The 19710-nt window shown below is 48.1% G+C and carries 22 protein-coding genes; 9 read left to right on the forward strand and 13 right to left on the reverse strand.

Annotated elements, in window-relative coordinates:
- Positions 1-11: 11 nt before the first annotated feature.
- Positions 12-407, reverse strand: coding sequence for a translation initiation factor IF-5A (locus MPF33_06490; protein MCI2414875.1), 396 nt, complete (start codon positions 405-407; stop codon positions 12-14).
- A gap of 132 nt (positions 408-539) precedes the next feature.
- Here MPF33_06490 and MPF33_06495 point away from each other — a divergent pair, with 132 nt between their 5' ends.
- Positions 540-686 (forward strand): hypothetical protein, encoded by a 147-nt coding sequence (locus MPF33_06495; protein ID MCI2414876.1) that lies wholly within the window; start codon positions 540-542, stop codon positions 684-686.
- A 49-nt stretch (positions 687-735) separates the two neighbouring features.
- On the opposite strand, the gene MPF33_06500 is transcribed toward MPF33_06495, so the two are convergent.
- The 5 genes from MPF33_06500 to MPF33_06520 form a co-directional block, all read right to left on the reverse strand.
- Positions 736-1899 (reverse strand): DNA topoisomerase IV subunit A, encoded by a 1164-nt coding sequence (locus MPF33_06500; protein MCI2414877.1) that lies wholly within the window; start codon positions 1897-1899, stop codon positions 736-738.
- Positions 1896-3485 (reverse strand): DNA topoisomerase VI subunit B, encoded by a 1590-nt coding sequence (locus MPF33_06505; protein MCI2414878.1) that lies wholly within the window; start codon positions 3483-3485, stop codon positions 1896-1898. The genes MPF33_06500 and MPF33_06505 overlap by 4 nt, the downstream gene beginning before the upstream one ends.
- Before the next feature lie 23 nt (positions 3486-3508).
- On the reverse strand, positions 3509-4453 hold the full coding sequence (locus MPF33_06510) for a deoxyhypusine synthase (GenBank protein MCI2414879.1): 945 nt from the start codon (positions 4451-4453) through the stop codon (positions 3509-3511).
- Positions 4450-5898, reverse strand: a complete 1449-nt coding sequence (locus MPF33_06515; GenBank protein MCI2414880.1) for an RtcB family protein — start codon at positions 5896-5898, stop codon at positions 4450-4452. Before MPF33_06515 ends, MPF33_06510 begins: the two co-directional genes overlap by 4 nt.
- Positions 5899-6031: 133 nt before the next feature.
- Positions 6032-6265: a hypothetical protein gene (locus MPF33_06520; GenBank protein ID MCI2414881.1), complete on the reverse strand. Its 234-nt coding sequence runs from the start codon at positions 6263-6265 to the stop codon at positions 6032-6034.
- Between the two features lie 76 nt (positions 6266-6341).
- On the opposite strand from MPF33_06520, the gene MPF33_06525 reads away from it, so the two are divergent.
- On the forward strand, positions 6342-9122 hold the full coding sequence (locus tag MPF33_06525) for a DEAD/DEAH box helicase (protein ID MCI2414882.1): 2781 nt from the start codon (positions 6342-6344) through the stop codon (positions 9120-9122).
- Positions 9123-9229: 107 nt separating this feature from the next.
- Positions 9230-9496 (forward strand): DNA-binding protein, encoded by a 267-nt coding sequence (locus MPF33_06530; protein ID MCI2414883.1) that lies wholly within the window; start codon positions 9230-9232, stop codon positions 9494-9496.
- Here MPF33_06530 and rgy read toward each other — a convergent pair.
- Complete coding sequence (rgy, locus tag MPF33_06535; GenBank protein ID MCI2414884.1) at positions 9461-12910, reverse strand: reverse gyrase; 3450 nt, start codon at positions 12908-12910, stop codon at positions 9461-9463. The genes MPF33_06530 and rgy overlap by 36 nt on opposite strands.
- A gap of 114 nt (positions 12911-13024) precedes the next feature.
- Between rgy and albA the strand changes: the two genes are divergently transcribed.
- On the forward strand, positions 13025-13321 hold the full coding sequence (albA, locus tag MPF33_06540; GenBank protein MCI2414885.1) for a DNA-binding protein Alba: 297 nt from the start codon (positions 13025-13027) through the stop codon (positions 13319-13321).
- Between the two features lie 77 nt (positions 13322-13398).
- A complete protein-coding gene (locus tag MPF33_06545) occupies positions 13399-13719 on the forward strand; it encodes a hypothetical protein (protein MCI2414886.1) in 321 nt (106 codons plus the stop codon).
- Here the strand turns inward: MPF33_06545 and MPF33_06550 are convergent.
- Positions 13691-13969: a hypothetical protein gene (locus MPF33_06550; GenBank protein ID MCI2414887.1), complete on the reverse strand. Its 279-nt coding sequence runs from the start codon at positions 13967-13969 to the stop codon at positions 13691-13693. The two genes, MPF33_06545 and MPF33_06550, sit on opposite strands and share 29 nt — an antisense overlap.
- Positions 13970-14057: 88 nt before the next feature.
- Between MPF33_06550 and MPF33_06555 the strand changes: the two genes are divergently transcribed.
- Positions 14058-14549 (forward strand): hypothetical protein, encoded by a 492-nt coding sequence (locus tag MPF33_06555; GenBank protein ID MCI2414888.1) that lies wholly within the window; start codon positions 14058-14060, stop codon positions 14547-14549.
- On the opposite strand, the gene MPF33_06560 is transcribed toward MPF33_06555, so the two are convergent.
- Positions 14513-16144, reverse strand: coding sequence for a DEAD/DEAH box helicase (locus tag MPF33_06560; GenBank protein ID MCI2414889.1), 1632 nt, complete (start codon positions 16142-16144; stop codon positions 14513-14515). The two genes, MPF33_06555 and MPF33_06560, sit on opposite strands and share 37 nt — an antisense overlap.
- Positions 16089-16469 carry a hypothetical protein gene (locus MPF33_06565; protein ID MCI2414890.1) on the reverse strand — a complete coding sequence of 127 codons (381 nt, stop codon included), beginning with the start codon at positions 16467-16469 and terminating at the stop codon, positions 16089-16091. Before MPF33_06565 ends, MPF33_06560 begins: the two co-directional genes overlap by 56 nt.
- 42 nt (positions 16470-16511) lie before the next feature.
- On the opposite strand from MPF33_06565, the gene MPF33_06570 reads away from it, so the two are divergent.
- Genes MPF33_06570 through gatA form a run of 3 tightly spaced genes read left to right on the forward strand, consistent with a single transcriptional unit; the run spans position 16512 to position 18523 of the window.
- Positions 16512-16829: a divalent-cation tolerance protein CutA gene (locus MPF33_06570; protein MCI2414891.1), complete on the forward strand. Its 318-nt coding sequence runs from the start codon at positions 16512-16514 to the stop codon at positions 16827-16829.
- Positions 16826-17104: an Asp-tRNA(Asn) amidotransferase subunit GatC gene (gene gatC, locus MPF33_06575; protein MCI2414892.1), complete on the forward strand. Its 279-nt coding sequence runs from the start codon at positions 16826-16828 to the stop codon at positions 17102-17104. The genes MPF33_06570 and gatC overlap by 4 nt, the downstream gene beginning before the upstream one ends.
- Complete coding sequence (gene gatA / locus MPF33_06580; GenBank protein ID MCI2414893.1) at positions 17105-18523, forward strand: Asp-tRNA(Asn)/Glu-tRNA(Gln) amidotransferase subunit GatA; 1419 nt, start codon at positions 17105-17107, stop codon at positions 18521-18523.
- Between the two features lie 189 nt (positions 18524-18712).
- On the opposite strand, the gene MPF33_06585 is transcribed toward gatA, so the two are convergent.
- The 3 genes from MPF33_06585 to MPF33_06595 all read right to left on the reverse strand — a co-directional run bounded on the left by MPF33_06585 (position 18713) and on the right by MPF33_06595 (position 19457).
- Positions 18713-18838: a transposase gene (locus MPF33_06585; protein MCI2414894.1), complete on the reverse strand. Its 126-nt coding sequence runs from the start codon at positions 18836-18838 to the stop codon at positions 18713-18715.
- A gap of 287 nt (positions 18839-19125) precedes the next feature.
- On the reverse strand, positions 19126-19275 hold the full coding sequence (locus tag MPF33_06590) for a transposase (GenBank protein MCI2414895.1): 150 nt from the start codon (positions 19273-19275) through the stop codon (positions 19126-19128).
- Positions 19272-19457: a hypothetical protein gene (locus tag MPF33_06595; GenBank protein ID MCI2414896.1), complete on the reverse strand. Its 186-nt coding sequence runs from the start codon at positions 19455-19457 to the stop codon at positions 19272-19274. The genes MPF33_06590 and MPF33_06595 overlap by 4 nt, the downstream gene beginning before the upstream one ends.
- Positions 19458-19710: the final 253 nt, after the last annotated feature.

Raw genomic sequence — 19710 nt, forward strand, 5'->3', positions numbered from 1 at the left:
TACACAGGAATTTACTTAACTCTCACTATCTTATTTCTTCCCATTATAGTCCAGTACTCTATCTCGGCTCCTGGCCTTATCTTGCTTGCCAAGTCCTCTTCCTTTGGTTTCTCCATCTCGAAAGTTTCGTAAGTATTGAGGTCCATTACTTGGAGCTTGTCCCCAGTGTCGGCGAGTATCTGGCCCACGTGCTTCTCTATGATGGGCACCTCAACTTGTTGGTCAACCGGGGCCATCAAGGTCTTCTTGGCCCCCGTGAATATACTTATCGCGACTACGTTGGCCTTAGCAGCGCCGTGCTTTCCGGTCTTTGCCTTCTGTATCTCAACTACCCTGCAGGGCTCTCCGTCAATGACTATGTAGTTACCTTCTTTCAATTCGCCAACTGTTGTATAGTTGACACCCATCGACCTTCCCTCTTGTTGATTCACTGCAGAGCTTTTAACTCTTGTGCTCCGAGCTTTGGCCCCTCATCATGTCTCAGCTAGTCTGAAGTCTTCACAGCAATTTTAATATAAAGAGGAGGATTTTAAGATATTATGCCTTGGAGAATAAGGTGCACTGAGTGCGGTACAGAGAGGGACCTGAACGTAAGCTTTGACATCAGCAAACAGAAGACCATTTACATGTACTGCAACGTGTGCAGGAAAAATACTTTTAACGAGATATTGGGATATAAGGAATAGATGAAGAACCCAAGTACTTTGAGCGGTGAAATGACCTGTCTCGGCTGATTTAGCTTATGTAATCGCCTTTTTGGATCTTGTCTGGGATATATTGGAAGGCGAGGAACTTGAGCCCCTTGCTCGCCATAGCCTCTATTTCTAGCTTTGCCTTCTTCTGGAGGAACAAGTCTATCTCTTCCTGCCAGCTCTTGGTCTTGAACCAGCTGTAGTTCCTTATCTCCTGGGCCCTCTTGATGTCGAAGTCCTTTGCCTTGATTATGAAAGAGTTCCTCTCTTTCTCCGTCAAGTAGGGCTTTTTGATCTTGGTTCCAAAGATGTCTCCCATTGAGACGCCCAGGAACTTGGCGTCAGGAGTTGCCAACCTCTCGCTCTCATAGGACAGGTTAATCGAGCCTATCCTGAAGACGCTGTAGATGTACCATCCGTAAGGGTCGGCGTCTGTCAAGATGTACACTGGGAGGTTGAGCTCATCACGTAGTCTCCTCACAAACCTCCTCGTTGCCCTATCCGGCTGGCCAGCGCTGGTCACGAGAATGCAGTTGTACTTCTTCCAGAACCCCGCCCTGTGCAATTGCTGAAACACTGCGTCCTTCTCTACTACTAGGACAAACTGAGCGTTTACGTCTACGAAGTCTATTAAGTCAGGGGTTGGCTCAATAGAGTAGGCCCCGTGTCCCATCTTGCTGAGGTCTATTACGTCATTACCGCTCCTAATCCTCATGTCCCCCACAACTTTTCCCTTTTCCTTGCTGAGTATTAGCATGTCCTCCCTCAGTAACGAAGTGAAGACCTCTATGTCCACTATGACGCTATCTGATTCCTTCTGCTCATCCCACGTGTTCTCCTCGTACACTTTCCCCTCTGGGGACTTGAGGACTATGGAGTGTTTTCCGCGATAGTAAAGGTCACGTATGGTCGGGTACTCGTCGTTAATTAGGGCCTCGTAAATTATACTGCCCATTAGCGTAGTCTGCATAAACCTCTTTGCCTCGTTTAGGTCTATGAAGGACCTCTTGAGCTTCTCCTCGCCCAGCAGGAGGAGCTTCCTCTTCTCATCGTACACCGTATTGGCAAGGGTCCTCTTTGGTATCTCCATTACCGGTGGTTGTCCCTCCTTTACCTGCTCTATTAACCTCAGGAACTTGGTCTTGAGAACCTCAGCGGCTTTTTTCCTCGCTTCCCTGTCTACCTTTGAGGTCAACTCGCTACTCATATTTCCTCAACCTTATATAATTTATATTGTTCTAGGTCTTTTAAATTCAATTTCCTTACCACTATCTCGAATAGGAGGTACTGCAACTCCTCCTTGTACTTGTCCTGCTCCTCTTTCTTACTATCAGCTAGGAACGTAGAAAGGCTCTTGGCTACCTCAGGGATATACTTTAGATAGGTGAGCATCCTCTTCCTGGCTTCCTCCTCCTTCTTCTTCTGCGTCAAGAACTGCTTGAGTTCTCTCGCAACTTCCATGATCCCGTTCTTGATCTCCTTCTCTATTTCCTCCACCTCGGCTATGCTCTCCTTCCCAGCGCTCTTGTAGGGGACTTTTGTACTGCAGAGGTGTACCATGACCACAAGTGGGAACTGGTCTTCTTCTATGCCGTACCTCTTCCAGTCTATCTCAGACACCACCTTCCATATCACGTCAGATTTTTCATCGTAGATCAGGGGGATCTTGTTGGCATACCTCAGCACTAGCGGCTCCGGAGAAGGCTGTATTTGGCCCCCGTACGCAAGCCCCACCTCGACTATGAACGGGTGGCCTTGGTAGGCCTTAGGCTTCCTGGTAACTGCTCCAGCGAACTCCGGGTTAAAGATTTTTCTCAAGCTCAGCTCTATTAGGTCAGATCCTATAACGGACAAGGCATCTGGAGATGGTGGACGGAAGTCTGGGAACTTCTTCATGGCCTCTGTAAGTCTTGAAAGCTCGTCGTCGGTCAACGAGGATATCTTCTTGCTCGGGCTCACGTTTGCCATTTCCAGGACTTTTTGGGCTGTAACCTCCCCGACGCTCTGGAACTCCTTAATTAGAAATTCCTTTACTGTGTAGCTCGGGTTTAGATGGGTTATCATGTTCTTTAGTAGCTCTATATCTACGCCGTAGGGGTGTGGCTTTACCTCCTGTGGAGGTTTTGGTATCTTATTCGTTAGCCTAGGGTAAAACGTGACGTTGCCGTCTGGGTCCTTAAAGTAGAACTCGGCGTAAGGTGCAACTATGTACGTCCTCTTTATGTAGTCGTAGACCCTTTGCTTTGACCTCTGCCAGTCGCCAAGCAAGTAGATTGAGACCGAAGTACCGTGGAAGTTCCTCTCGTTTGAAGCGGAACTTCTCTCGTATATGATTGGCTCGTTCTTGGTGACGTCAATCTTAAGCTTAAAGATGTAGATCCTCTTGGAGCCTATTGGGGACGTGATTATTTCCACTGGCTTCTCTTGATACATCTGGCTGTAGAGCACTGCTGCCTTTACTCCTAGCCCGTACATACCCCTTGTCTGCCTCAAAACATACTTTGAGCTGTAGAGCACCCTGCCAAAGGCGTCCGGGACTACGTGCGGAGGGATTCCGATGCCGTTGTCCTCAACCGTTACCTTGTATATCTCCTTTTCCTTGTTGTCGACGTCTATTATGACCTTAATGGAGGGCAAAATTTCGTGGACGTCAGTGGCGTCAAGTGCGTTCTCGACAAGTTCCCTCACGGTTTGGTACATAGCCCTAGCCGGGTTGGAGAACCCGGCCAGCTCCGGGTTCCTCTTGAAGAACTCTGCAGGCGAAATGCTGGTAAACTTCTCTCTAGCCGACACTAAATGTCACCGCAAATAAAATATCAAGCAGAATAACTTAATAAGGATGAAGCCAGAATAGGCAAGATAACCGTAGCGTCGCCGTAGATCACTTGTTGCTTCGCGTTAGGCAATACCTTGTTCCAAGATATCGCTTCCCTGGGCTTCGCACCGCTCAAACTTCCGTCGTACTCCTGCGCAGTGGTCAAGTAGACTGCGTAGTCTAAGCCTTCCTTAAATTGGTTCCACCATATCGTGTGGTGTTTGCTTATCCCTCCTCCTATAATTAGGGCACCGGACTTCTTGCACGAGAAGACCAAGTCCTTTAATAGCCTCATGTCCTCGAAGAGGTTTATCCTAAGCCCCGTGAACTGGGACTGGACGAACAAGTTGGTACCAAAGCTTCCGTCAACTACTCCGGGGACTATCACGGGTACCTTCTTTTCGTAAGCTGCTCTTAGGATGGAGTTCCCGTCCTCGATCCTCTTCCCGAACTCCCACAAGAGCTCGTACACAGGCCATTCCTTCTTCTCCCTTGTCAGCTCAGGGATTACCTTTCTAACGACGTTCTCAATAACCTCACCGTAAGCCTCAAAAGGGATCACTACGTTTCCTAGTCTATGGATCTTTAGCTCCCTCAGCATACTGTCGTCGTAGTTAAAGCTTCCCTTGTAATACTTCCCGCCGAAACTCCTAGCTAGGTCGTGGTCAACTGTTCCCCCCGTGGTTATAACGACGTTGAAGAAACCCCTCTTTATCAAGTCGGCAAAAATCCCTCTAAGGCCCGTAGAGACCAAGTTGGCCGTAAACGAGAGGAACCTCAGGTCGGCTTCTCTAACCATTTCCTTTAAGATTTGGGAGGACTTGTAGACGGCCTCGGCGCTGAACCCATATATTTTGCCGTAAACCTCTATTGCCTTGTCGAGTCCCTTTAAGTCGTCGAGGGTTACGTCCTCCACTTCCTCTACAAGGACGTCCTCTCTCTTCATCCCTTGGTCACTCCTATTGGCCTCAGCCTTGCTACAAGTTTAGCTATTTTCACTTCGTGCGCCACCTTAGCTACCCTGTCCACGTCCTTGTAGGCTCCTGGGGCCTCCTCTGCCACTACTCTTCTGGTGGCTGCCCTAACTATTATACCCCTGTCCTCTAGGCTCTCAATAACGGCGTTGGCTGGGTAGTTCCTCACTGCGGCTTCCCTAGACATCCACCTTCCAGCCCCATGTGGAGCAGTGTACCACGTCCTCTTACCCTCTGGTATCCCTGCCATCACGTAGCTGGCAGTGCCCATACTGCCTGGAATCAAAACTACTTGGCCAATGCTCCTGTGGTCTTGCGGGATCTCGGGGCTACCTGGCGGGAACGCCCTAGTTGCTCCTTTCCTGTGAACAAGAACCTTTTTCCTCTTGCCCTCTATGTCGTATTCCTCTATTTTGGCGATGTTGTGGGCAACGTCGTAAATTATGTGAAGGTCTAACTTCTCGGGGTCTGTCTTGAAGACCCTCCCAAAGCTCTCCCTTGCCCAATGGGTTATCAGTTGCCTGTTAGTCCACGCGAAGTTGGCTCCAGAAACCATGGCGTGGAAGTAATCCTGTCCCTCCCTACTCTCGAACGGAATTGCGGCGAGTTCCCTATCAGGGACGTTTATATTGTACTTCTTCATAGCTCTCTCCATTATCTGGAGGTAGTCGCTCGCAATCTGGTGACCTAACCCCCTGGACCCGGTGTGCACCATTACGGTCACTTGGCCCTCGTGGGTTATGCCAATGGCCTTTGCCACCTCTGGGTCGTATATCTTGTCCACCACTTGAACCTCTAGGAAGTGGTTGCCCGCGCCAAGAGTTCCCAGTTGGTTCATTCCCCTTTGCTTTGCGACGTTACTAACCTTAGAGGGATCTGCTATGTCCCAGCTCCCCTTTTGCTCTATGTGCTCCATGTCCTCCTCCCAGCCGTAGCTTTTGTCTACCGCCCACTCGACGCCGTTGGCGAGCACTTCGTCGAGTTGTTGCATCGTGAGCCTTACCTTTCCCTCGCTTCCCACACCGCTTGGGACGTTCTTGTGCAACTCTTCCACAAGTTCCTTGAGCTTAGGTTTTACGTCATCGTAGTCTAAGTTCGTCCTGAGCAACCTCACTCCGCAGTTTATGTCGTAACCTATACCTCCGGGGCTCACTACTCCGCCTTCGTCAATGGCCGTAGCTGCTATTCCCCCTATTGGGAAGCCATATCCTTGATGGCCGTCTGGCAAGACGTATACTGCCTCTTGAACCCCTGGGAGGCACGCAACGTTTGTTGCCTGCTTTAGCGTCAAGTCCTGTTTCATTTTCTCTATTAGCACGTCGTCCGCAAACACGGTTACCGGAACCTTCATGCACTCTTGAGTTCCCTTTTCTATCCTCCACTCGTACGAACCTATGCGTTTAGGAGTAATCTGCATTATTGCCCAAACATATTATAAACAGTTTTAGTTAAAAAACTGCCTTCATGGACGCTTTTAAACCAGGGGTAAAAGAGAATGCGAATGAAGAATGTGGCGGACCCTGAGCAGTGATGACAAGACCTACGCTGATTCATATCTTTTTCTCTACTTTCCTTTTCTCTAAGGACTCGGAAAACTTTTTGTAAACGTCTTTTACCGCAGAGGAAATACAGTCTTTGTCGGCGTTTTCCAGGACGTTCTTAAAGAACTTGTAAGCGCAGGCCTTGCTGTGGAACTCCAACTTCCTGTCGGCAATGGTAATCACAACACCCTGCCCCTCGTAAAATGACCTACCACACACTAAACACAAGTACTTTTGACGCATGATAATGAGAGCTGGGTTTAAATTTTTAAAAATATCTGAATTTGCTACTGTGCATCGAGATTGCGGTGAAAACTAGATGAGACAATTAAACCAGAGGATCCTAGAACTTATGAATGAGAGGAAGTGGGACAAACTTACTGACATACAGAGGAAAGCATTAACGCCAATACTTTGCGGGAATAATACGCTGATAATAGCACCAACGGGCTATGGCAAGACAGAGGCTGCCCTTTTGCCAGTGCTTAGCCAAATGTTGGACACTGGGTCGAACCCGGTGTCGTTAATTTACGTTACCCCCCTCAAGGCACTGATTAACGACATAACCCTCAGGATAGAGTGGTGGTCCTCTAGGCTAGGCTTTACGGTTAGCAGGAAGCATGGAGAGGTGCCCCAAAAGGAGAAGAACATGAGACTAAAGAGAGCCCCACACATCCTCGTCACTACCCCTGAGGGCCTTGAAATAGACCTAGACTGGGCCTCCAAGTTTAGGGAGTTTTACAAGAACGTCAAGTGGGTCATAGTAGATGAGATCCACGAACTTATAAACTCCAAAAGGGGGGTCCAGTTAGCCGTATTGCTCGAGAGGCTAAAGGCGTACTCTGGTTACGATTTCCAGAGGATAGGCCTCTCCGCAACCATAACCAACGAGGACGTAGTTGCGTCTTTCCTCTCTGGCTCCTCCTCCAGGAAAACCACGGTGGTCAAGGTTAGGGACTCGAAGAGCTTCGAGCTAAAGATAAGAAAGATTAAGGGGGAGGAAGTCTGGTCAAACTCCGCAAGGGAGTTAATCTCCTCGCTAGAGCCCCCAACCCTTGTGTTCACCAACTCGAGGTTTCTAACCGAGAGACTTCACGAGGAGCTCGACAAGCTAAACGTTGACGGAATCTTCGTCCATCACTCTTCGATCTCTAGGGAGTCCAAGAGCAACGTTGAGGAGTACTTGAGAAAGGGAAAGGTGAGGGCAGTAATTTGTACTAAAACCCTGGAGCTCGGAATAGACGTTGGCGACATCAAGAAGATTGTCATGTACCGACCTCCTCCCTCCGTCGCTTCCTTCCTACAGAGGTTAGGGAGAAGCGGTCACTACGTCCAGGGCGTGCCTAGAGGGGAGATACTATGCGTTTACGACTTTGACGTAATAGAGGCCATCGCCATATACCAGTTGGCAAAGAAGGGAATAGTTGAGAAACCTAAGATAACCTCTCCCCTGGACGTGGCGACTAGGGAGATCCTCGGGATGGTTCTTCAGACGGATGGCGTATCTAAGGACTACGTCTACGACGTCTTAACTAAGTCTTATCCCTTTAGGAACATGACGAGGGAGAAGTTCGATGAGCTCGTCGAGTACCTTGTTAAGAACAACCTCTTGGTGGAGGACGGTGAGAGGCTAAGGATAGGAAAGTTCTTCTTCAAGCTCTGGAACTTCAACAGGAACAAGAACTTCACGTGGAGCAGGAACTTCTCCGAGTTCTTCTCCCTCATAAACAGTAACGACGCCTTCACCTTGAGGCATAACGACAACGTAGTTGGGGAAATAGACGCAATCTACGTTTACAAGCACATTAGGGTTGGGGACGTCATAAGGGTTGGGGGAAAGCTTTGGAAGATAACTAGGGTAAACAACAGCAAAATGGCCATAGACGTAGTGCCAGCGGACGCAAATGAGGGGGAAATCCCCGTATGGCGGGGAGACGGGATACCCAAATCGTATCTCTTGCCTAAGCAACTCGAGAAGGTCCTAAGAGGCCTAGATAACTTAGATCAAGGAATTGTGGAGAGGAGCTCCGTTGAGGAGGTCAAGAAACTGGTCTCCTTGTACGCCAAGGAGAACCTCCCATTGCCTTCAAGGTCTACCGTGATAGTGGAGAGAAAGGACAAGGAGGTGATCTACACAACGCTCATAAACGAAAAGGTCTCCAACACAATGGCCCACCTTCTCCTTTACTTGTCCTCTTCTAAGGACTCATTGAACTCTTACGCTAGGGCCTCTATTTACGGCTTTTCGATTGGTTCAGACAGGGACTTCCTGGAGGATTTGCTCAAAGTTGAGGAGAAGAAGCTGAAGAGGTTAATAGTAAAGGCCATACTTAGGTCGCCTATGTTTTTCTCAGTTCTTAAGGAGATACAGGTCAGCTTCGGGAAAATAGGGAAGGTTGACCTAAAGGAAGACAAGACCCTAGTAGCGGAAGCCCTTAGACAGACGGTGAGCAAGTACTTCAGCATAAAGGGGACGCTGAAGTTCATCGGAAAGATCAAGAATAAGGAAATTAAGGTAATTAAAACCGATAAAAGGACTCCATTGGCAAATGCTGTGCTGTCCCACGCCCCAATAAAGCCTTGGTTGCTGAGCGTTTACTCCCTGATCTACGAGTCCCTGAAAGGAGGCGCTTACACGATATCGGAGCTATCCGAGCAGATAGGCATTCCAGAGAAGAGCTTAGAGAACAAGTTAAAGCAAATGAGAAAACCCTCTTCCAAGTATAGGATAACAAGCTTCATAGACGTCGACAGCGGGGAGACCAGATGGTGCGTTATGGACGAACTTCCCAAGATAGTCGAGTCAGACGATTACTATACCTCGTTTACTGTGTTAAACGACAACGAGACCTTCATAGCGGTGCTGAGGCAAGTTAACGGTGATGGAAACTCGGAGATCATCTTCAAGCCCAAGGACTTGCTAAAGGACGATATAAGGGTAAGGATACCTTACGAGGAGATAGCCGAGCTCAGGATAACCGATCCTGTAGACCCTCTGGTGAGCAACTTATCGCCGAGGTTCTACTACGTCAACAAGAAGGTATTGCCTTACCTACTGCTGAACGCGGTAGCTTATATACAGAACTTAAAATACTCTTAGTAGTGATGAGCCTCACACTTAAGATGAAAGGTGATTGGGGCCCGTGTTACTGAGCGTGATTCCACAAGATTTATAATGCAAATGTGGAGTTTTGTGACTGAAGTAAAATGGCAGATAAAACGCAAATTGTTATAACCAGTTCCAAAACAGTTGACGAACACGTCCTAGAGATCCTGTCCATGTTTAACCAAGGCGTGAACGAGGTAGAACTGAAAGGATACGGAAGGGAGATAAACAAGTTAGTCGACGTCTATAACCAGCTTAAGGACAAGTTAGGTGAAGGGGTTAAACTGGAGAACGCCAAGACTGGAAGCGAAGTAAGGGAAAAAAGGAGGATTTCATACCTCTTGATTAGATTGAGTAAGGTCTATTGAAGTTATCTGAGCGAGGATGCTGAATATAACGTCCTCCGGAGCTAGCGAGCCCTTTGCTATTAAGTCCATCTTTTCCACGAGCTCGGACGTGGTGGACTCCGAGACTAAGCTTGGGAAATTGGTGGACAAGTAATTGAAGGCTTCCATGCCCTTTTTAGTGGCTATTAGGTATCCCCTCTTCTTGCTCTGCGCAACGTAGCCGTGACGTATCAGGTTCTGGATAGTCTTGGCGTAGGTACTTGGCCTACCTATATTCTTTTCCCTCATTAACCTTATCACCTCAGCGTAGTTGAGTAGCCTTTCCTTTGAGCCCCTAACGACCTCGTACTGGGGCTGTAGCTCACCTAAGGGCAGAGAGTAGGTCCTCGGTTTCGCCACCAACGAGAAGCCCCCAGTTACTTCAGAGAGTAAGTCGACCTCGCTCACTGCGTTGTCGTTAACAGTAACCTTGTACTTAGCGAATTTCCCTATTGCGTTCTCCATTTGGCTTGCTATGAACCTCTTAAATATCAAGTCATAGACTGCTAGGTGGGACCACGTGAGTTTGACGAAGAACTTGTTGGGGTTGTCTGATATTTCCTTTTTCAGCTCCTCCACGTCGACGGGGTAAGTTGGTCTTATGGCCTCGTGCGTCCCCTCGTCTCCCCAGCTCCTCGGCGAGAAGTGGCCGATCCCTTTCTTCTCCAAGTACTCCTTAGCTATCTCAATACCTCTAGAGGACACGTGAGTGCTGTCAGTCCTATGGTAGGTTATTAGCCCAAGCTCAAAGAGGTCTTGGGCTATCCTCATTACTCTCTCCGCGGGTATCTTGTAGTAGTTGTAAGCGTCTATTAGCAGTGCGTCTGTAGTATAGGGAGGTAGCGGGGAGAGAACCTCCACCCTCTCCTCAAGCTTCTCCACCTTTACTTTGTTTACCTTCGCCTTCTCTTTATCGTCGAAGAAGAGACTGTGGACGTAGTCGCCTAACTTTACCCTGGCGACCCAACCCATCGAAGCCTTGTACTTTTTCGTCCTCTCCACTATCCAGCCCAATACCGGCGTTTGCACCCTGCCTGCTCCGTGATTGGGAGAGCTAAACCTCAGCTTTAGGGCCTTGCTCAACTCGAAACCTATCCAGCGATCTTCTATCCTCCTAACTATTTGGCTGTGTACAGCGTTTAAGTCTAGGCGACCTTGGTTCCTCAAGGCCTCCAGTATGCCCTTCCTTGTCACCTCGTGGTACTTTATCCTGAACACGTTATCGTTGTATCCCTTTACGTTGACTGCTACGTCGTAGGCTATCTTCTCTCCCTCGGTATCTGGGTCTGTAGCTATGAGTACTTTGTCCACCTCCATTGCCAATCTTCTGAGGGCATTTACGGTGGAAACGCTTGAGGTAAAGGTAGTGGAACCGCAGTAGGGGCACTTATCGACGTTAGCGCTGATCACCCTCTTGCAACTTATACATCTGAATAAAGGAGAATAGTATGGAGAAATCCTATCGTTGCCTACCTCGACGCCGTAGTACCCCCTCTCCTCCAAGGTAAGATCGGTTAAGTGACCCTTGGTGGCTACAACGTCCAGCACATAAACCTTATTTCCGTCCACTACCACAGTCTCGTAGACCGGTACACCGCCTATTGTCCTCCTGGCAGGGGAACCAAAGAGCCTAGAGATCGTCTTAGCCTTCGTGGGCGATTCCACTATCATTAAAGCAGTAGACACGTCCACAGGGGTGTTGCTGTCCACCCTGCTTTTCTCCATCTCAGCTTTTACCTTTTCTAGGTTCAGGGAAGCGAAGTCAACGAACTCAAAGGAATTCATCATATACCTAAGCCTCTTTGTGAGCATCCCTAACAACTTAAGTTCGTCCACTAGTACCACGCTTAGCCCAAGGGTAAGTCCACCGTTTAGAAGCCTGCTACTGCGCCCGGACCCCTGAAGGTAAGTTATTGGATCTGGGAACTCTATGTACAGCTCCCTCCCCGTCCTCCTGATTACGAAGCTGTCTCCATCTAAGTCGCCGTCTAAAGACTTTAGCCTCTGTCTAACCTCCTCTATTTTGCCCTTTAGGTAAAGCTGAACCTCTCCCAGTTTACCGGTTAGCGTTTGGGACTTGAGGAAGGCTATCCTTAACGCTTGGGACTCGGCGGAGTTGAGGTTAAGGATCTTGTTCTCGTCCACTTCCACGTTTAAGAGCTTTGAGACCCTTAACAGGGTAAACGGGTTATAGAGGGCTTCCATTGCCTTTACTCTACTTTTGGGCACTCCGTAGAAGATAACGTACTTTAGCCTCTTGGGCTCGTCTATTCCCCTTACTGCGACGCCGTAGTAGGAGGCAGAACCTATGATTATGCCTGTCTCCCCCTTGGAAAATCTCTCCAGGAACTTCCTACCGCTTACGGCAAGGTCTGCCCTTATTCCCCTGCCTTCTAAGAGTTGCTGGAGCTCCCTCATTTTCTGCTTGCCGTACTCCCTAGACACTAAAACTAGCCCTCCCTCGCCCAGCCTCTCGACGAGGTTCACGAAATCGCCCGAGTAATAGGCGTCAATTATGTTCCTAGCGTAGATCTGGGCAGTGCTCACGTCAAAACCGGTAATGTATTTGAGGGCCTTTTGCTTCGCTCCCTTTGGCCTCATGGTAGCGCTGGCTACCACAAGTTGAGCCACGTTGCCGTGGAAAGACGCTATCTTAGCCTCTATTCTCCTTATCTTCTCCTCGATGTCCTCCTTGTGTTCAGACAAAAGGACTAACCTCTTGAGGCTAACGAGCTTTATGGCGTCCTCGTATACGTCCTGCAATATCCCCATGATGGCTACCAACTTGTCGGTAGTCTTACCGCTCTTTACTATGGCGTCGGCGTCGTCTACTCCAATGAACTTAGGCCTAAATCCCTTGATGCTCTCGAAGTTCCTGTTTAGGTAGTTAACAGTTACCACGCTTATCTTCTTCTCGTCCACCTTGCCACATGCCACTTGTGCCATCTTTCCTAGTTTACCGCATATCTGCTCTTGGAGGGATTTAGTTGGGACGAGGTAAAGTACGTTTTCCCCCAAATAAGAGGAGTAGACCATAATAGTCGTGGTCTTCCCTAGCCCAGTAGGTGCCGACATGGAGAAGCTTGCTCCCTCGGCCAACCTCCTGAGCCAAAACCTTTGCATAGACCAGGGCTCATTGCCCGTGACCTTTTTGAAATAGGAAATCACCTCGTCGTAAAGCTCAAAGGAGTAGTAAAGCTCCCAATACCCCTTTAAGCTGTTCCTGGACACCAAAATGTTGTAAACAGCCTTTACCTTATCCCTAAACGTCATGCCCCTAAAGGCCTCAATGCTACCTGGTAGGCACCTACTGCAGGGAAGACCTTCTAAAGCATGTGTAGCTTCTAAGGGACCTCCGCAGTTAGGGCAAGATCCGATGTACACTGAATTTATCATAACGATGATTTTCTTAGCATGGGAACTACTTTAAAAGATATTAACCTAGATGTTACCGTGTAGGATAACTTTTTTAACTTTCCCATTACTACATCATGCGACAAAGGTGATAAAATGAGCTCGACCGCACCAACTCCAAGCAACGTAGTACTAGTAGGTAAGAAGCCAGTAATGAACTACGTCCTAGCAGCTCTGACTCTGCTAAACCAGGGTGTGCCAGAAATAGTGATAAAGGCTAGAGGAAGGGCAATAAGCAAGGCAGTAGATACTGTGGAGATAGTCAGGAACAGGTTCCTTCCGGACAAGATAGAGATAAAGGCCATTGGCATAGGCAGCCAAGTTGTAACTAGCCAGGACGGAAGGCAGTCCAGAGTATCCACTATAGAGATATCCATCAGGAAAAAGGCTTAAAGATAACGTCTAAGGTTTTTTAGCGTGTTTCCCATACATTTAATATCCTTAGCAAGATCATAGATATGTGAAGACAGATGAGCCAACCTGCGTATAAGATTGAGTTCGAGGCAAAGGCTAAGATCGGAGAGATAATGGGAAATCTAACCTCCGTTCAGCTCAGGCCCGAGGACTTATCAAGCCCGTTGGCCTTTCAGATGGCCCTCTCGAGGATATACGACGAGCTTATGAAGGTAATGACGCAAGGCCCTCAGAAGCATTACGTGGCTGACGTCAGATTTACCGACTCCATGGGAAACCCCGTCTCGATTGGCGTGGACTTTGGTAATAACATTCCTCCGCTTTCTAAAAAGGAGGTAAAGGTCAAGATTATCCTCGAGTTCTACGACGAAGAGTAGACCTTCTCTTTATGTACTCGTAAGAGGTCAAGTAAAGGAATTCCTCGAAAGGCACTAGGCTGTACTTCGAGTTTCCTAGGCTGTTTATGAGTCCCTTTTTGGAAAGGTATTTGATCACGCTCATTGACACTTTTTTAGAGAAATAAGGTTTGAGAGTGTCTAAAGCCTCCCCTACGTTAAACTTGTCAAACCTAAACTTCCTGTAGAGCAAGTAGTACACAACTACTTCCCTTTTCTTAAGCCACCTCATGGTCATTAGCCCGGTTATTCATCACAGTCAGCCCTTACAAGTTCTATCATTCGTTAAGATTATTTATAGCACCGTTAAAAAGTTTCATATGCCTTACATAGACGAGCGTTACGGATTCTGTAGACCTCAGGAGAAAGGGGTCGAAGTGGGGGACGTGATAGCGGTAAAGCCCTTCTTGGCCACAGTAAACGGCAGAAGCGTCGTTTTTCCCCCGCTAACTATTGTCTCAATAGGGTGCGAGAGGAAAGCACAGTTCACCATTTGGGTCGACGGAGTGAGGGTGAAGGGGGACGAGATCGTTGAAGTCAGTCAAGGAAACGTGGAAGTATCTGGGTGGCTTGAAGTGAAGAGCAAGGAGTTCCTTCCCGCCTTTACTGCCAGGAAATTATTGGGGGAAGCTAGGCTTAAGGTCGATGGAAAGGGAGAGGGCACTGAAGTTGTGACCCTAGGTGGGTTACCTCTCCTGAGCGTTAAAGGTGGAAAGGTAGTAGTGCACACAAGGGAGAGGCTGGACGTCCTAATTCCTCTCGCCTACTCGCTGTTCTACTTTTTGTCGTCAGGGTACTCTGAGGACATTTGAAGCAGAATGTCAGTTAGGTCCTGCTCCTTTCTTCTCTTAGCTTGATACTCCTCTGGAGTACCTCTTACAAGGATCTCGTAAAGTAGCGCCTTCTTCCCCTCGTAAGGCCTCAAGAGCCTGCCAAGCCTCTGAATAAACTGCCTCCTGGATCCTGTGCCGGTAACGATGATACCGACGTTGGCGTCGGGTATGTCCAAACCCTCGTCTCCTACAGTGGTGAGCACTAGGATGCCGCTCTTCATGGACTTAAAGGCCTTTAGTACCTTTTCCCTCTCCGTTTTTGACATCTTCCCCGTTATGAGGAGTCCGTTAAACGCCTTAGCTACTTCCTCGGCTTGTTCTACATACTGGGTGAAGACCAAGACCTTGCCTTTCTCTTTTTCCAAGATTTCCCTTATTTTGGCCATCTTGTTTTGTGCAAATCCGACTATCTTCTTAATCTCGTTGTGGAGCTTCAGCGCTTCAATTGCTTCCTCGTCTCCATCTTGGGCCCCCTTAACGAGCTCCGAGACCTTTCTCCCCTTTGCTAAGGCGTTGAACTTTTTGAGGAGCTCGGAGTACTTCTTCCTCTCCTCTTGCGTTAAATACACCTTTATTTGCACGATCTCGTAAGGAGAGAGATACCCCTTGCCTATTAGGTCGTCCACAGACTTATAGTAGACAACTCCGCCCATGAGCTTAAAGAGCTCCAAGTGTCTACCGTCATCCCTATAGGGAGTTGCGGAAAGCCCCAACCTCTTTTCAGCTATAAGGCCTAACGCGATCTCCTTGAACTTATCAGCTGGAAGGTGGTGTACCTCGTCTATCACCACTAGCTCAAACTTGTCCGAAAGCTCGGCGACGTGCCTAAAGGCTGTCTGGTACGTCGAAATAGTTATTGGCTTAATGGTCTTCTCTGCACTGTAAAATAAGCCTAACTCTGGCCTTTTGGCCGAAAACTTAATCACCGTGTCCCTCCACTGCAACATTTGTTCCCTAGTAAAGGTGACGATCAAAGTAGGCCTCTTTACCTCTTCTATTGCCTTAATTCCAACTACCGTCTTTCCAGCCCCAGTCGGTAATGCTATAACACCCTTGAAGTCGTTCTCCTTCCACTTATTAATAGCCTCTTGCTGATAGTCCCTCAGATTAACGTTTAGCTCGAACTCGAACTCCTTGAATCCTAGAGTCAGCTCCTTCACCTTTAGTCCGTTCTCGATAAAGATCTTCTTTAGCTGGGGATAAAAATAGGGATACGTCTCGAATACCTTCCTCTGCCTATCGTAGGTCAAATGTAGCCCAGCGTGTTTAATGATGTCCATCACGTAGACCCTAGGTATCACGTATAGTTTGCCGTTAACGAGTTGAAATTCAACGTCGTACTCTGGTAGAGCCTTAGCCAAGTAACTTACTTCGTCCTCTGTAAGTTCCACGCCTAGCTCTTCTAGGGTACTCTTGATCTCTGATAGCTTAACCCTGTTCCTCCTTGCCCTCTCTATATCCAAGGCGAACTGGGAGCCGTTGGAGTCCCTGCCCAAGAACCTGGAAAACGTGAGTAGCTTAGAGAACGTCTCCTCGTCCAGCCAGCGCCTCAAGTAAAAAGTCTTCGAGAACATCCCTAACCACTTCCACCGATACTACTTCCAACTGACCTAAACTTTGTAATTGTGATATATCTATTATATCGTAAATGAAATAAGTGTTACCCCCCTCATATTTGAAAACTCCTAGAAACCTCCCTATTTCTAGCTTCTCAGGGGACATTAACAGCAGTGAGCGAACTTCCTCGGAGAACGGATCTAAGTAAAGGACTAGCCCGAGGCCGTTCGACAAAGTCAACCCAAGTAACGTTTTACCTAGATAACTTGCCTCCTCCACGCCGTATTCGAGCGCTAAGTCCAAGTTCCTCCAACCAAACGTTAGAAGTTCCTTTACCTTCATCACTCCGCATTAGTTTTAACTTCGCACAAAAAAGAGTTAATTATGTCTGCTGTCATCGTTTTGAGCACGGTACCGGAAATGGGGACTGGGAAAAAGATAGCTAAGGCATTAGTAGACGAAAGGCTCGCTGCCTGCGTTAACTTGATCCCTTATGTGAAGTCGTTTTACGTATGGGAGGGAAAGACTGTCGAAGACGACGAAGGGCTCCTAATAATTAAAACCGACAAGGAGTCGCTGGAGAAGGTGATTAAGAGGGTCAAGGAGCTCCACCCTTACACCATCCCAGAGGTCATATCAATAGATATATCTTGGGGTCTACCGGAATACTTAAATTGGATAGTTGAGAGCGTGAGAAAATGAGCGACCTAGTCGACAAGTTGCAGAGGCTGTCCCTAATCGACTTAAAGGAAGAGGAGAAGGAGAGAATCGGGAGGGACGTCCAGAAGATCTTACAATTCTTTAACAAGATTAACGAACTTGACTTGTCAAACATTGAACCCTTGTTCCACCCCATTTCGCAGGGCAAATTGAGGAAGGACGTTACACAAAGCCCTCTAACGCAAGGCGAAGCCTTGTCAAACGTTAAGCGAAAGGAAAACGGGTTCATAATAGGACCTAGCACCTACGGTGATTAGATGATCTCCCAAGTAGTAAAGGACCTAAAAGAAGGGAGACTGGACCCCGAGGAGTACGTAGAGAGATACTACGATAGGATATCTAAGTTCGAAAAGAAGATCAACTCCTTCATAACGCTGAGGAGCAAGGAAGAGGTAGTAAGAGACGTGAAGGAGTCGATAAAAAGGGGAGGAAGGCTTGCCGGAGTCCTAATAGGAATAAAGGACGCCATTTCGACTAAGGGCATAAGGACCACTTGTGCCTCGAAGATGTTGGAGGACTACGTTCCACCCTTCGACGCTACGGTGGTAGAGAAGCTCAAGAGAGAAGGGACAGTGATATTGGGCAAGACCAACATGGACGAGTTCGCCATGGGCTCTACCACGGAAACCAGCTATTTTGGCCCCACGAGGAACCCGTGGGATCTCGAGAGAACTCCAGGAGGTTCTTCTGGGGGGAGCGGAGCGGCACTTGCTGCGGGTTTCGTGGACTTGGCACTTGGGACAGACACAGGAGGATCCATAAGGGCCCCTGCTGCCTTCACCGCGACGTTTGGGCTCAAGCCATCCTACGGTACTGTAAGCAGGTATGGGTTAGTGGCTTACGCGAACAGCCTTGAGCAGATAGGTCCCATGTCTAAAAACGCCGAGGACCTAGGTCTGCTATACAGCGTTATAGCTGGAGACGATCCAAGGGACGCTACTACGATACCTTACGAGGTCAAGGAGGTTCCCTCTGAGATCTCGGTTAACGGGTTAAAGGTGGGAGTACTTAAGGACATCCTAGAGGCTTCAGAGGAGCCGGTTAAGGAGATTATTAACAGGGTAGTAGACAAGCTGTCCTCGGAGGGAGCGGTGGTAGAGGAGACTAAGCTGGGCTACGCTGAGTACGCTTTGCCTGCGTATTATATCATTGCCATGTCCGAGGCTAGCTCAAACCTAGCAAGATACGACGGAGTAAGATACGGCTACAGCAAATACGGTGATGGGAACTGGAAGGAGACCTTTAGCAAAAACAGGGGAGAAGGGTTCGGTTTGGAGGTAAGGAGGAGGATAATGCTGGGTTCGTTTATCCTAAGTGCCGGGTACTATGACCAATACTACGTTAAGGCGCTTAAGGTTAGAAGACTAATAAAGAACAGCCTAGACCAGTTGTTTGCCAAGTTTGACGTCCTAGTATCTCCTACCATGCCCATATTGCCTCCAAAACTGGGCGAAATGGTAGATGACCCAGTGAAGATGTACGCTATGGACATAAACACAGTTATAGCCAATCTAGCTGCGATCCCAGCCCTTTCCATGCCTGCTGGCTTCTACAACAACCTGCCAGTAGGTTTACAGTTAATGGGCAGGTATCTTTCCGATACCTTCCTAATTGGTGTCAGCATGTTTGTGGAAAAGCTGACTAAGATCTACGACGCTACGGCGCCCCTACAATAGACCTTTTTACCGTCTCATAGGGCAACGAGCACTGACCTACTCCCCGCCCTGCGAGGGTTCTGCCTAGGTCTAAGGCGTTACTCCCCTTTATGGGAGTTACTCCGTGATGTGAAGAGAAAGGAAAGAGCCAAAGCGTTGACAATCTTCCTTTTTCATAATGTTTAACGCTCCGCTAACGTTGCTGTGAAGTTAACGACCAAAAGGACAGTTAACGACACCACTGGGATTTCTGTCAACCTTAACGTTATGGTAAGCGCAGAGCCGCGAAGTGTTATGCTCAACAACTAGAAACGCGATTATGCCGTACTCATCCACTATAGCGTCAACTTGCGATAAGACCAAATGTTCGCAGTGAACTTATTTCCGTTATTCCGAGAGATGAAGTAAGGATAGCCCAAGTAAACCGTGGAGACGCCAAAGACCACAAAGTCTTGGTGAGGTGAGATGCTAAAGTTCTGTAAATGAAGAAGCCTACGGTAAAGCTTAATGAATTCTTTTCCTTTCCCTCAGCACTTCTTCCCTATCACTTCTTGGACCTTTTCTGTCTCGCTCTTCAACTCGTCGAGTTCGGCGATCCTCTCCTGAAAATAGAAGTTCGCTCTTCACTGCTGAACCACGGTAAAAGAGAACAGTAAGTTCTCAACCACGACAGTAGCCAACGCGTTTACGCCAAGGTCAATTGACGCAACCTTTTCACTTTTAGGCTTTTGAACTGAATCTCTTTCGCCGTGAATAACGAGAGAGCCCTTCATCGGCTTATTGCTCTTCTTTGCGGTGGTTCTGCCAACGTCAACGAAATGTGGGCGTAAAAATTGTTACCCATCACGCGGATCTCCAGCCTACCTTGTGCGCCAAACCACCTTAACCTACCTTCAAAGGGCATCTTCATTTTCCAATCCTTCAGAAAGAGAGTGTTTTTCTTCGTTAACCTCATAACGATCTTGCTTAACGACTAGGATCAACTTCTCCTTTCCTCCATCTTTCCAGTAACGTGGCGGCGAGAAGTGATTCGCGAATGACGGTTTTTGTTTTAATGACGAGAAGAAGGACGACCAAGTTGTTCTTCTGAAAACAGCTTGAGCGTTAACTCCTAGAACCTCCTTGTACTTCCTCCACGTCACAACTGCGGTTTTGACGCTTCCGGAATTGCGGGAGTAATCTGGCTCCTCATCTTTAGTTCACCAAAG

Source organism: Candidatus Aramenus sp. CH1, from assembly GCA_022678445.1.
Classification (GTDB): domain Archaea; phylum Thermoproteota; class Thermoprotei_A; order Sulfolobales; family Sulfolobaceae; genus Aramenus.

What these genes read in the sequence shown, in the direction of transcription:
- MPF33_06490 (MCI2414875.1), bottom strand. Translation starts at nt 407, where the DNA reads ATGGGTGTCAACTATACAACAGTTGGCGAATTGAAAGAAGGTAACTAC.
- MPF33_06495 (MCI2414876.1), top strand. Translation starts at nt 540, where the DNA reads ATGCCTTGGAGAATAAGGTGCACTGAGTGCGGTACAGAGAGGGACCTG.
- MPF33_06500 (MCI2414877.1), bottom strand. Translation starts at nt 1,899, where the DNA reads ATGAGTAGCGAGTTGACCTCAAAGGTAGACAGGGAAGCGAGGAAAAAA.
- MPF33_06510 (MCI2414879.1), bottom strand. Translation starts at nt 4,453, where the DNA reads ATGAAGAGAGAGGACGTCCTTGTAGAGGAAGTGGAGGACGTAACCCTC.
- MPF33_06515 (MCI2414880.1), bottom strand. Translation starts at nt 5,898, where the DNA reads ATGCAGATTACTCCTAAACGCATAGGTTCGTACGAGTGGAGGATAGAA.
- MPF33_06520 (MCI2414881.1), bottom strand. Translation starts at nt 6,265, where the DNA reads ATGCGTCAAAAGTACTTGTGTTTAGTGTGTGGTAGGTCATTTTACGAG.
- MPF33_06525 (MCI2414882.1), top strand. Translation starts at nt 6,342, where the DNA reads ATGAGACAATTAAACCAGAGGATCCTAGAACTTATGAATGAGAGGAAG.
- MPF33_06530 (MCI2414883.1), top strand. Translation starts at nt 9,230, where the DNA reads ATGGCAGATAAAACGCAAATTGTTATAACCAGTTCCAAAACAGTTGAC.
- rgy (MCI2414884.1), bottom strand. Translation starts at nt 12,910, where the DNA reads ATGATAAATTCAGTGTACATCGGATCTTGCCCTAACTGCGGAGGTCCC.
- albA (MCI2414885.1), top strand. Translation starts at nt 13,025, where the DNA reads ATGAGCTCGACCGCACCAACTCCAAGCAACGTAGTACTAGTAGGTAAG.
- MPF33_06545 (MCI2414886.1), top strand. Translation starts at nt 13,399, where the DNA reads ATGAGCCAACCTGCGTATAAGATTGAGTTCGAGGCAAAGGCTAAGATC.
- MPF33_06550 (MCI2414887.1), bottom strand. Translation starts at nt 13,969, where the DNA reads ATGAGGTGGCTTAAGAAAAGGGAAGTAGTTGTGTACTACTTGCTCTAC.
- MPF33_06555 (MCI2414888.1), top strand. Translation starts at nt 14,058, where the DNA reads ATGCCTTACATAGACGAGCGTTACGGATTCTGTAGACCTCAGGAGAAA.
- MPF33_06560 (MCI2414889.1), bottom strand. Translation starts at nt 16,144, where the DNA reads ATGTTCTCGAAGACTTTTTACTTGAGGCGCTGGCTGGACGAGGAGACG.
- MPF33_06565 (MCI2414890.1), bottom strand. Translation starts at nt 16,469, where the DNA reads ATGAAGGTAAAGGAACTTCTAACGTTTGGTTGGAGGAACTTGGACTTA.
- MPF33_06570 (MCI2414891.1), top strand. Translation starts at nt 16,512, where the DNA reads ATGTCTGCTGTCATCGTTTTGAGCACGGTACCGGAAATGGGGACTGGG.
- gatC (MCI2414892.1), top strand. Translation starts at nt 16,826, where the DNA reads ATGAGCGACCTAGTCGACAAGTTGCAGAGGCTGTCCCTAATCGACTTA.
- gatA (MCI2414893.1), top strand. Translation starts at nt 17,105, where the DNA reads ATGATCTCCCAAGTAGTAAAGGACCTAAAAGAAGGGAGACTGGACCCC.
- MPF33_06590 (MCI2414895.1), bottom strand. Translation starts at nt 19,275, where the DNA reads ATGAAGGGCTCTCTCGTTATTCACGGCGAAAGAGATTCAGTTCAAAAG.
- MPF33_06595 (MCI2414896.1), bottom strand. Translation starts at nt 19,457, where the DNA reads ATGAGGTTAACGAAGAAAAACACTCTCTTTCTGAAGGATTGGAAAATG.